Origin of the sequence: Empedobacter brevis NBRC 14943 = ATCC 43319 (genome assembly GCF_000382425.1) — a bacterium.
GTDB lineage: Bacteria > Bacteroidota > Bacteroidia > Flavobacteriales > Weeksellaceae > Empedobacter > Empedobacter brevis.
On record NZ_KB908293.1, the window covers coordinates 88,217 to 99,151 of the forward strand.

Annotated in this window: 11 protein-coding genes; 9 read left to right on the top strand and 2 right to left on the bottom strand. The window is 33.2% G+C overall.

What is annotated here, in order from left to right:
* Positions 1-59: 59 nt before the first annotated feature.
* The 3 genes from hisA to hisIE are packed head-to-tail and all read left to right on the top strand — an operon-like array spanning position 60 to position 2,170.
* On the top strand, positions 60-773 hold the full coding sequence (gene hisA / locus H277_RS0105765) for a 1-(5-phosphoribosyl)-5-[(5-phosphoribosylamino)methylideneamino]imidazole-4-carboxamide isomerase (RefSeq protein WP_019974638.1): 714 nt from the start codon (positions 60-62) through the stop codon (positions 771-773).
* A 36-nt stretch (positions 774-809) separates the two neighbouring features.
* Positions 810-1,562, top strand: coding sequence for an imidazole glycerol phosphate synthase subunit HisF (gene hisF / locus H277_RS0105770; protein ID WP_019974639.1), 753 nt, complete (start codon positions 810-812; stop codon positions 1,560-1,562).
* The gene (gene hisIE, locus H277_RS0105775) at positions 1,559-2,170 is read left to right on the top strand and encodes a bifunctional phosphoribosyl-AMP cyclohydrolase/phosphoribosyl-ATP diphosphatase HisIE (protein ID WP_019974640.1); all 612 of its coding nucleotides are present in this window, start codon (positions 1,559-1,561) and stop codon (positions 2,168-2,170) included. Before hisF ends, hisIE begins: the two co-directional genes overlap by 4 nt.
* A 10-nt stretch (positions 2,171-2,180) precedes the next feature.
* Here hisIE and H277_RS0105780 read toward each other — a convergent pair whose 3' ends face one another.
* Positions 2,181-2,792 carry a DUF417 family protein gene (locus tag H277_RS0105780; RefSeq protein ID WP_019974641.1) on the bottom strand — a complete coding sequence of 204 codons (612 nt, stop codon included), beginning with the start codon at positions 2,790-2,792 and terminating at the stop codon, positions 2,181-2,183.
* An 81-nt stretch (positions 2,793-2,873) separates the two neighbouring features.
* Positions 2,874-3,710 carry a helix-turn-helix domain-containing protein gene (locus tag H277_RS0105785; RefSeq protein ID WP_019974642.1) on the bottom strand — a complete coding sequence of 279 codons (837 nt, stop codon included), beginning with the start codon at positions 3,708-3,710 and terminating at the stop codon, positions 2,874-2,876.
* Between the two features lie 305 nt (positions 3,711-4,015).
* Between H277_RS0105785 and H277_RS0105790 the strand changes: the two genes are divergently transcribed.
* From H277_RS0105790 to H277_RS19670, 6 genes are all read left to right on the top strand, one after another.
* The gene (locus H277_RS0105790; protein ID WP_019974643.1) at positions 4,016-5,482 is read left to right on the top strand and encodes an ankyrin repeat domain-containing protein; all 1,467 of its coding nucleotides are present in this window, start codon (positions 4,016-4,018) and stop codon (positions 5,480-5,482) included.
* 27 nt (positions 5,483-5,509) lie between these two features.
* On the top strand, positions 5,510-5,992 hold the full coding sequence (locus H277_RS0105795; RefSeq protein WP_026357432.1) for a DUF2271 domain-containing protein: 483 nt from the start codon (positions 5,510-5,512) through the stop codon (positions 5,990-5,992).
* A 10-nt stretch (positions 5,993-6,002) separates the two neighbouring features.
* The gene (locus tag H277_RS0105800) at positions 6,003-8,201 is read left to right on the top strand and encodes a PepSY domain-containing protein (RefSeq protein WP_026357433.1); all 2,199 of its coding nucleotides are present in this window, start codon (positions 6,003-6,005) and stop codon (positions 8,199-8,201) included.
* A gap of 14 nt (positions 8,202-8,215) precedes the next feature.
* Entirely contained in the window at positions 8,216-9,223 is a 1,008-nt protein-coding gene (locus tag H277_RS0105805) for an FAD:protein FMN transferase (RefSeq protein WP_033422601.1), read from the top strand.
* 500 nt (positions 9,224-9,723) lie between these two features.
* Entirely contained in the window at positions 9,724-10,458 is a 735-nt protein-coding gene (locus tag H277_RS19665) for a hypothetical protein (RefSeq protein ID WP_019974648.1), read from the top strand.
* A 1-nt stretch (position 10,459) separates the two neighbouring features.
* The gene (locus H277_RS19670; RefSeq protein ID WP_019974649.1) at positions 10,460-10,927 is read left to right on the top strand and encodes a T9SS type A sorting domain-containing protein; all 468 of its coding nucleotides are present in this window, start codon (positions 10,460-10,462) and stop codon (positions 10,925-10,927) included.
* The last annotated feature ends 8 nt before the right edge of the window (positions 10,928-10,935 follow it).

Below are 10,935 nucleotides of genomic sequence, written 5' to 3' on the forward strand. Positions count from 1 at the left end.
TTTTAAGTTCTTGGAATCTTAAAGAACTTAAAACTTAGAACAAACAACTTAGATAAAATATGAGAATTATTCCTGCCATAGATATTATCGACGGAAAATGCGTCCGATTATCACAAGGCGATTACGGTACAAAAAAAATATACAACGAAAATCCGTTGGAAGTTGCGAAGGAATTCGAAGATTATGGCATCGAATATTTGCATTTAGTAGATTTAGACGGTGCAAAATCAAAGCAAATTATCAATTATAAAACCTTAGAATTCATTGCTTCGAAAACCAATCTAAAAATAGATTTTGGAGGAGGAATTAAAACGAATGATGATATCAGAATTGCTTTCGAATGTGGTGCCAATCAAATTACCGGAGGAAGTGTTGCCGTTCAAAACCCAACCTTATTTCAAGAATGGATTTCCCGTTATGGAAGTGAAAAAATAATTTTAGGAGCCGATGCAAAAGATCGAAAAATTGCCACTCATGGTTGGTTAGAAACTTCTGAATTAGATGTCATCGACTTCATCACAACATACACAGAAAAAGGAATTGATTATGTCATTTGCACCGATATTTCAAAAGACGGAATGTTACAAGGAACTTCAAACGAGCTGTACACAGAAATTTTAGCATCTGCTAATGTTAAATTAATTGCTTCGGGCGGCGTTTCTTCTATTGCCGATTTAATTAAAATCAAAGAATTAGGCTGTGAAGGTGTGATTTTGGGTAAAGCAATTTATGAAGGGAAAATTTCACTTCATGATTTACGAGAGGTAATTTAATTATTTACGATCTGATAGTAATACATTACAACTAATATGTTAAAAAAAAGAATCATTCCATGTCTGGACATCAAAGATGGGAGAACGGTAAAAGGTATTAATTTTATTGGGCTTCGCGATGCAGGAGATCCGGTAGAATTAGCAAAGAAGTATGTTGAAGAAGGAGCTGATGAATTAGTTTTTTTAGATATCACAGCAACAATTGAGAAACGAAAAACACTAGTTGAAATGGTTGAAAAAATTGCAGGAGCAATTAATATTCCGTTTACAGTTGGAGGAGGAATCAATTCAGTAGAAGATGCTTCTTTAGTTATTCTAGCCGGAGCTGATAAAGTTTCAGTCAATTCATCTGCTGTAAAGAATCCTCACTTAATCACAGATTTAGCAACTCAATTTGGTTCTCAATGTGTAGTAGTTGCTGTGGATACCCGTAGTGTAAATGGAATACAAAAAGTTTTTGTGAATGGAGGAAAAACAGAAACGGAATGGAAAACACTGGATTGGGTAAAAAAAGTAGAAAAATTAGGCGCAGGAGAAATTCTATTGACTTCAATGGATGGCGACGGAACAAAATCCGGTTTTAAAATTGAGATTACAAAAGAAGTTTCAGCATCTGTTAATATTCCCGTGATCGCTTCCGGAGGAGCTGGAGAAATAAAACATTTTACAGAAATATTCACCCAAACGAAAGCCAGTGGAGGATTAGCTGCAAGTATTTTCCATTTTGGGGAGATTCCAATTCCAACACTCAAAACTTATTTAAAAGAACAAAATATTCCAATACGATGATAATTGATTTTAAGAAAAGTCATGACGGATTAATTCCTGTTATTATTCAACATGATTTAAACAACCAAGTGCTCATGTTGGGCTACATGAACAAAGAGGCTTTTAATAAAACCCAAGAAATTGGAAAAGTCACCTTTTTTTCTCGTTCCAAAAACAGATTATGGACGAAAGGTGAAGAGTCCGGTAATTTTTTAGAAGTAAAATCTATTGCGGTTGATTGTGATCAAGATACTCTTTTGATTAAAGTTAAACCTTATGGTCCTACTTGTCATACCGGTTCCACAACTTGTTTTAATGAAATTTCAACTCATGGTTTTCTCTATGAATTAGAGCACACCATAAATGAACGCATCGATTTGGATAACGATCCTGATTCTTATACAAACAAATTATACAAAAGAGGTATAAATAAAGTTGCCCAAAAAGTAGGAGAAGAAGCAATAGAATTGGTCATTGAAGCCAAAGACAGCAACAATGATTTATTCTTAAATGAGGCTGCAGATCTGATGTATCATTATTTAATTTTATTAAAAACAAAAGGGTTCAAATTAGACGATGTCGAGAAGATCTTAAAGTCGAGAGAAAACGGTCCTCGAAGAGAAGAATAAAAGCGAATTACTATTCGCTTTTTAATTTCAATATTCTTGTGGCACAATCTGAAGCCACAATTAAACCTCCTGTCAACATGATGATATCTTTGATCACTAGTCTTCCTGCTGCAGATAAATAGGGAAATCCATGTTGAGGAGTTGGAAAATCTCCTCCTAAATCAGGCACAAATGTTTCGGGTGTTGTGATAAGAAATGAAAGCGTTACAAGTGACATCCCGACCGTTAAAATTCCGCCCCAAAAACCAATTTTTGGAAACCAGATTCCTAATAAAACCAAAATTCCAATACTCACAATTGCAGTACCTAAACCATAAGAAAACACATAGGTCCCGTTGGTTCTGTGCCATTCAATATTTTTTAAAACCGTTTGTCCTTCCGGATTTTTAAATTGTGTGTATTCAGCAACCATTTTTCCTTCTTCCGAAACCACTTGATGATGGCTGTTATTGTAGAAAAAATTCATAAACGGACTATTGCTTACAAAAGGAACAATTCCGTCTGCTTCGTACTGAAAAGCTTTTAAACCACCAATCCAAGCCATTACAATAAAAATTGAAAGCCGAAGCGAGTGAATAAACCAAGGTTGATGTTTTGAAAAAAAATGTACTATAGAGTTCATCGCAATTTATTTTTTATATCTAAGACAAAATTAACGACATCAAGCATCTCAAAAAATGGATAAAAAAGGGCGTTGCATAGATTATTTTGCAACAATAGAGATTCCTACATTGTCTCTGAATTTTTTTGGAGAGATATGTACATGTTTTTTAAAAAAACGACTAAAATAGAATTCGTCTGCAAAACCAAGCTCATTGGATATCTCTTTTACACTTTTATGTGTTAAATGAAGTTTCTTTTTTGCTTCTAAAATCATACGTTCTTGTATCAAAACAGAAGGGGTTTTTCCAAATTTGTTTTTCATTTTTTTGCTAAATGCATCAACAGATAAATTAAAATAATCGGCATAGAAGGAGACGGACTTTTCCTTTATAAAATGCGTTTCTAACACATGTTGAAAATCGGATAAATGATCTAGCATTTCAGAATTTGTTTCACTTATTCCTTGTGAAATTTGTTTTTCTCTGCTTGATAAAGCGAGAATTAATTGCAAATATGATTTTAAAACGGATTGATTATAACTTTCCGTTCGGTACGCCAACGCTTCAATTTTTTGAAACAATACACTAACTTCATCAAAAAGCTGATCAGAAAGCATAATATAAGGCTCGGTATAGATGTTATTGAACAGAATCCCATTACAGGCGACTTCTTTTTTATGGTACTCTATGCAGTAAAAGTCCCCGTGAAAACGCAAATAATAAAGTGAGTTCATCGTTGTTTCCTTCCATTCCAAAATTTGGTAAGGTGTTAAAAAAATCATGCACTTTCCGGTACACGTATAATAATTATCATCTATTGTAAAGACCGCATGACCTTCAAAAAGTACAAGGTTATAAAAAGGTTCATTTATCTTCTCTAAATCATGAAAAGCAGTAGGTGTAATGACACGAATAAAAGGTTGCAATGAATTTTTCATTTTAATAAAACTAAAATACAAAAATATGCTGAATGTTTATTTCTGCGTTAGGGATTGAAATGAAAAGCCTTTGTCAACCTCAAAATAAATACTATACTTATTAGGTAAAGATTGCAACGAAAAGCCCGTCCGAAAGGAACGCTCAAATTGTATACACTAGGAAATAACCAAACTTTATAGGAGAATGATTTTTAACACGTTTTCATAATTTTATCTCAAACTTTAAAATAGTTCTAAATAAAGTTTTAGCTTTGCACTACTTAAATTTGGTCTAAATAATAATTGATTTAACAAAACTCTATTTTATGAAAAAAATATTCTTTACCGCAGCGATATTATTAACATCATTTTTGCAAGCACAAACAAATACGATGTTAAATGGTGATTTTTGGAAGAAAAATCCGGATATCTCGGTTGTGAAAGGAGAAATAGCGAAAGGCAATAACCCTGCCGAAGCGAATAGAGGAAACCACGATGTGGTAAGTATGGCAATCAATAATGGTGCTGATTTTGAAACCATTAAGTTTTTAATTGATCAACCGGGAAATAGTGTTACAAAAAACACGCATGATGGTCGTCAATATATCCATTGGGCTGCAAACAAAGGAAATCTAGCATTAGTCAACTACTTGATTCAGAAAGGATCTGATCTTAACCGTACGGATGACAAAGGAGCTACTCCCCTAGCCTTTGCTGCCGGATTGGGACAAACAAATCCAGAGATTTATAACGCTTTTTTTGCTGCAGGAATTCAGCCAAAACAAAAATACAGCAATGGTGAAACGATTCTGTTGATGGCAATTGGAAGTGATAAAGACCTGAAATTGACAGAATATTTAACGACAAAAGGTTTATCATTAAAAGATGTTGATGCATCCGGACGTACTGCCTTTGATTATGCTGCAAAGAACGGAAATATCGAGTTATTAAAAACATTAATTTCCAAAGGTGTGAAGCCAACAAATGCTGCTTTAATTTTTGCATCAAAAGGAACACGTTTTGCATCGACTAATTTAGACACCTATAAATATTTGATTGAAGAAGTAAAACTTTCTCCGATCTCTAAAGGTGAAAATGGCGAAACTGTTTTACACAATATCATCAACAAAAAAGACCAAAAAGAGATCATTAACTATTTCATCGAAAAAGGTGTTGATGTCAATACAGTTGATAAAGATGGCAACAATGTTTTGATGATTGCTGCAGGTTCAGCTAATTTAGATGCTGTTAAACAAATTGCTGCAAAAACAAAAGACATTAATACCGTGAACGCAAAAGGCGAAACAGCATTATTTACAGCTGTACAAAAAGGTTCTCCGGAAGTCGTTTCGTATTTAATTGAGAAAGGTGCTAAAACAAATGTAAAAGCGAAAGACGGTAACTTAGGGGTTTACCTTATTCATTCTTACAAAAAAGAAAATGCAAATGAATTTTCTGAAAAACTTTCTATCTTAAGTAAAAATGGGGTAAATCTATCAGCTCCTCAGGCAGACGGAAGTACACTATATCATACTGCGGTTACAAAAAATGATCTTGGTTTATTGAAAAGTTTGGTTGCTTTAAACATCGATGTTAACGCACAAAACGAAGATAATATGACCGCTTTACACCGTGCAGCTTTAGTTGCAAAAGATGATGTTATTCTAAAATATTTACTATCAATCGGTGCAAAAAAAGAGTTAAAAACGGAGTTTGATGAAACAGCTTATGATTTAGCTTCAGAAAACGAAACTTTAACAGAAAATAATATTTCAATCGACTTTTTAAAATAATCGTTGTAAAATTAAAAAATACAAAAAATGAAATCTTTAATAAAAATCACATTTGTAACACTTTTCTTAGGTTTATCAACTTTTTCATTTGCGCAAAATGCAAAATATAAATGCATGCTGCAAATGTCAAATTACAAAGGATTAGAGGCTTATGTTGTGGTATCATTAATCAATCCAAATGGTCAATACGAAAAAACATTGTATATGATGGGACCGGATAAACAATGGTACAACGGTTTCAAACAATGGGATAAATTCAATAAAAAGAAAAAAGAGAAATTGAGTGGAATTACCGGTGCTTCTGTAGCAGCAGGAGATCGTAGCATTACCACATTTTCAATTGATCAATCTAAAATGAACAAGGGATACAAATTACGTTTTGAATCTGCTGTTGAAGATGGTCAATATCATGTTTCAGATGTCGAAATTCCATTAACAACTGCAGGTATTACACAAAAGGTAGACGGAAAAGGATATATAAGATACGTGAAATTAAGCAAAGCGCAATAAGACTTAAATAATGACTTTATCGATTTGGCGTTATGCCCATCTTGCTTTAGCAATTTTATCGTTTCTATTTCTAACAATGGCTTCTATTACAGGAGTCATTTTAGCTATTGATCCTGTTGTCGAAAAAACTCAACCTTACAAAGCAGATCATTTTAATGAAATTTCTTTAGCAGAAACCATACCTGTCTTACAAGAAAAATATGCTGAAATTTTAGAATTGAGTATCGATTACAATCAATTTGTAACATTAGAAGGTTTTGACGAAGATGGAAATGATTTCAAACAATACATTGATCCTGCAACAGGAGAAAAATTAGGTAACCCAATCAAAAAAAGTGAGTTTATCGAGTGGGTAACGTCCTTGCATCGTTCACTTTTCTTACACGAAACAGGACGATTTATTGTTGGCGTCATGTCTTTTTTATTATTCCTGATCGCCTTTTCCGGGACAATTTTAATCATCAAACGTCAACAAGGCATTCGCCACTTCTTTGCCAAAATCAATAAAGATTTCTTTGCACTGTATTTTCATGTTGTTGGCGGAAGATTATTGTTAATTCCGATTATCATTATTTCCTTAACGGGAACTTATTTATTTATGCTGCGTTTCGAAATGATTCCCAATCCGAAAGTAGAAGCAGCAGAAATTACTTCATCAGCTGATGAAAATACCACGAAAATTGAACTGAAAGATTTCGTTATTTTCAAGGAAACTAAACTAGCTGATATTCAGAAAATAGAATTTCCATTTGATCCGGAAGATCCGAATGAATTCTATACAATCAAATTAAACGACCGCGAAATCACTGTCAATCAAATCAACGGAAAAGTAGAGAACGAGACTTTTTATCCAAAGGCTCAGGTTTTCGAAAAGTTGAGTTTAGATTTGCATACAGGACGCACAAATATGATTTGGGCAATTATTTTAGGGATTGCTTCTCTTCACATTCTTTTCTTTATTTATTCAGGTTTCGTGATTACGTTCAAACGTACACGTACAAAGATTGGAAAGAATAAATTCTCTGCAAACGAAGCCGAAATTATCCTTTTAGTGGGCTCAGAAAATGGTTCAACTCTAGGTTTTGCAACTAAAATTCAGGAACAAATTTTAGCAAGTGGAAAAAAATCATACATGGCTCAAATGAATCAATACGAAATTTTTCCGAATGCAAAACAGCTTATCATTTTTACTTCAACTTACGGTATTGGTGATGCTCCAACAAATGCGAAAAAATTTGAATCTTTGGTGCAAAAATTTCCTCAACAACAAGAAATAAAATTCTCTGTTATCGGTTTTGGCTCTCGTGCCTATTCGGAGTTTTGCGGTTATGCTATTAAAGTTGAAGAGTTGTTAAATCATCAGGAATGGGCAACTCGTCTGATTGATTTAAAAACAATTAACGATAAATCCCCTGAAGAATTTACACATTGGGTCACTTCATTTAAAGAAGCAACCGATATTCCGTTGGCGGCAATTCCTTCAATGTATATTGGTAGAGCTCCGAAACTCAAAAATGTTAACGTAATTTCTACGACTAAAACGACTGAACAGGATGCTACGTTTTCTGTTCTACTGGACACAAAAGAGAAATTCAAATCCGGAGATTTATTGGCTATTTATCCCGAAAGTGATCATAAAGAACGATTATATTCCGTTGGAAAAGTTGACAATAAACTTCAATTAATCGTCAAACTACACGAATTTGGATTAGGTTCTCAATACCTCTATCATTTAGTTCCTCATTCGACCATTAAAGCGAGAATTGTAAAAAATAAAGCGTTTAGATTTCCGAAAGCTTCCAAAGTTGTCATGATTGCAAACGGAACAGGAATTGCACCTTTTCTTGGTATGATAGACGAAAATAAGAAGAAGGTAGAAACGCATTTGTATACTGGCTTTCGTCATCTGAATCCTACCACTAAAGGGTATCAAGTTTTTGCAAAAGAACAGATTGAGAAGAATCATTTAACAAAGTTTAATATTGCTTTTTCTCGCGAAGAACATAAACAATATGTCATGGATTTGGTGAATCGTGATGCACAATTATTTGCCGAAGCTTTGCAAAACAAAGGAGTTATTATGGTTTGTGGTGCTTTGGCGATGCAACATGATGTAGAAAAAGTGTTGGAAAAAATTTGTCAAGAACAGTTGAATAAATCGTTTGAAGAATTTAAACGCAACGGGCAATTTTTAACCGATTGTTATTAAAATCTTTTCAGAAAATGAACAATTCAATTCTAAAAAATATATTCACTTTTATACTATTGTATACTCTAATTCCGGCGAATGCTCAAACAGTCGGAGTTAGAGATACAATTTTAATGGGAAGCCGTTTCCGAATTACGCTGGTTGACAGCGATTCTATTTCTGCAGAAAAAAACATCAACAAAGCCATTGATGAAATGATTCGGATTGAGAAATTGATCTCCGATTGGAAGCCAGACTCACAAGTTTCATTGGTGAATCAAAATGCAGGAATTCAGCCTATAAAAGTTGACCGAGAAGTACTTGAATTGACAAAACGCGCCATTTATTTTTCAAAGGTTACGAATGGTGCATTTGACATCAGTTTTGCTGCAATGGACAGAATTTGGAAATTTGATGGTTCTATGGAGGAAATTCCAACTCAGGAAGCAATTCAAAAAGCCATTGAAAAAATTGGTTATCAAAATATTCTTCTGGATGAAGAAAACGCAACAATCTTCTTGAAAAAAGCCGGAATGAAAATCGGTTTTGGATCTACAGGAAAAGGTTATGCTGCACAAAAAGCACGTACCTATATGCAAAGTCTGGGCATAAAAGCCGGAATTATTGATGCTTCGGGCGATATGACAATTTGGGGAACTCAGCCAAATGGAGCTCCTTGGCGAGTTGGAATTACACATCCATTCAAGCGCTATAAAATGGCCGACATTTTATCGATGGGAAATGCTGCTGTCACAACTTCCGGTGATTATGAAAAGTTTATTCTGATTGATGGTATTCGTTATTCACATATCATTAACCCAAAAACCGGTTATCCTTCAACAGGATTGACAGGGGTTACAGTTATTGGTCCGGATGCTGAAATGTGCAATGGCTTTAGTACTTCTATAATGGTTTTAGGAAAAAAAGAAGGATTAGAGTTAATCAACCAACAAAAGGATTATGCCGCTTTACTGATTACTGATAAAGGCAAGATTATCCGTTCTAAAAACTACAAGAAAATAAAACGAAATCTTTCGAAATAAAGCTTATTTTTATTCTTCTGAAGAATTTGAGATAAATAAAATTATCCTTCGAATAATCTTGTTTTTTGTATCGGCTTATTTAATAATCGTTACATCGGTTTACTTTTTCCAAGAAAAACTCATATTTGATCAAAGTTAATTAGATCCAAATTATTCTTTCCTGTTTCAACATAAATTTGACGAAACAAACTTAAAAACTCCAAATCAGGAAACCCTAAATTGTTTGCTTTTTTATGCCGAAAAACCAAAAGGTGTTATTTATTTTCTACATGGAAATTTAAGCGGTTGATCCTTATTATTGGATTCGATTCTATAACCGTTTTTTTCTCATCTTCATTCCTAAATTTTAAACTATATTTCCCATCTCTTCCTTTTTTATTCTCGTTAATAAATTCATTTACAATATAGTTTTATTTATCATTCCATTCAAATTAAGTACTTATAATTTATTATACAATATAAAAGTTTTTATCTTTACACTTTACTAAACAACAATCAGTATGAGAAAAAATATACTTTCTTTATTATGTACCCTATCAATTTATTCTGCACATGCTCAACAAGTATTTAATCAGAATGTGGGCATAAAAACTTCTACTCCTCAGGTGGCTTTGGATATACAAAATCAAATTTTAATTGATTACAGTTCTCCGGCTTCTGGTATTAAAATACTTTCAGCATCTACCGGAGGTTGGGCAAGAGGTTATTTTTTTGGATCTAAAGTTACGCCTTCATTGACCTATGGTGGGTTTGGAGCTCTAGGAAGTGGAGCAACAGATTCATTAAATTATCTTTTTATAGGGAATACTTACAACACACCAGCGATAAAGATCTTCCCTGAAACTAAATTAACTACATTTCATGGTAACGTGGGGATTGGAACAAATAATCCTGATGCTAGGTTAGCTGTTAAAGGAAATATTCATGCACAAGAAGTTAAAGTAGATTTGGCTGTTCCTGCGGATTATGTTTTTCAAAAATATTATACCGGAAGTTCATTATTAAACCCTTCTTATCAGTTCAAATCTTTAGAAGAAATAAAAGCATTTACGGCAAAAAATCATCATCTACCTGATTTACCATCGGCAAAAGAGATTCAAGAAAATGGATTAAAAGTGGGTGAAATGAATAACCTTCTTCTTCAAAAAATTGAGGAATTAACGCTTCATTTAATTGAACAGAATGAGAAAATTGAAGAATTAACAAAACAAGTAGAACAACTTAAACAAAAGTAATATGAGAAAAACGTTATTTATTTGTTTTTTTATTCTCTCTTGTTATACATCTTTTGCTCAGATTATAGCTCCTGATTATAAAAGTGTAGCATTTTCATATGATGAGGCAGGAAATCAAATTTCACGGATAGCACATTCTCTTGAGATTTCTTCAAATTCTTCCGGAAATAAAACAACAATGTATGTTAGTGATTCTACTTCTGAAGATTTATTCTTCGAATATATTCAACTTTTTCCGGTTCCTGTTCAGAACGATTTAACAATTAAATGGGATAACAATGTTGATGGTGAGATTTTCTCTATAGGAATCTATAATCATAGTCAACTTAATTTTTTCTATAAAGAAAATGTACAAAGCTTATCTGGACAGCTAGAAATTAATATGTCTACTTATAATCCGGGAATTTACATCATTCAATTTACATTGAATGATGGACGTGTTTATGCTAAATCTATTATCAAAAAGTAAACTTTGAA

Excerpts from the sequence above, each read along its gene's own strand:
- H277_RS0105790 (WP_019974643.1), top strand. The coding sequence starts at position 4,016 with ATGAAAAAAATATTCTTTACCGCAGCGATATTATTAACATCATTTTTG.
- H277_RS0105785 (WP_019974642.1), bottom strand. The coding sequence starts at position 3,710 with ATGAAAAATTCATTGCAACCTTTTATTCGTGTCATTACACCTACTGCT.
- H277_RS0105795 (WP_026357432.1), top strand. The coding sequence starts at position 5,510 with ATGAAATCTTTAATAAAAATCACATTTGTAACACTTTTCTTAGGTTTA.
- H277_RS0105780 (WP_019974641.1), bottom strand. The coding sequence starts at position 2,792 with ATGAACTCTATAGTACATTTTTTTTCAAAACATCAACCTTGGTTTATT.
- H277_RS0105800 (WP_026357433.1), top strand. The coding sequence starts at position 6,003 with ATGACTTTATCGATTTGGCGTTATGCCCATCTTGCTTTAGCAATTTTA.
- hisF (WP_019974639.1), top strand. The coding sequence starts at position 810 with ATGTTAAAAAAAAGAATCATTCCATGTCTGGACATCAAAGATGGGAGA.
- hisIE (WP_019974640.1), top strand. The coding sequence starts at position 1,559 with ATGATAATTGATTTTAAGAAAAGTCATGACGGATTAATTCCTGTTATT.
- H277_RS19670 (WP_019974649.1), top strand. The coding sequence starts at position 10,460 with ATGAGAAAAACGTTATTTATTTGTTTTTTTATTCTCTCTTGTTATACA.
- hisA (WP_019974638.1), top strand. The coding sequence starts at position 60 with ATGAGAATTATTCCTGCCATAGATATTATCGACGGAAAATGCGTCCGA.
- H277_RS19665 (WP_019974648.1), top strand. The coding sequence starts at position 9,724 with ATGAGAAAAAATATACTTTCTTTATTATGTACCCTATCAATTTATTCT.
- H277_RS0105805 (WP_033422601.1), top strand. The coding sequence starts at position 8,216 with ATGAACAATTCAATTCTAAAAAATATATTCACTTTTATACTATTGTAT.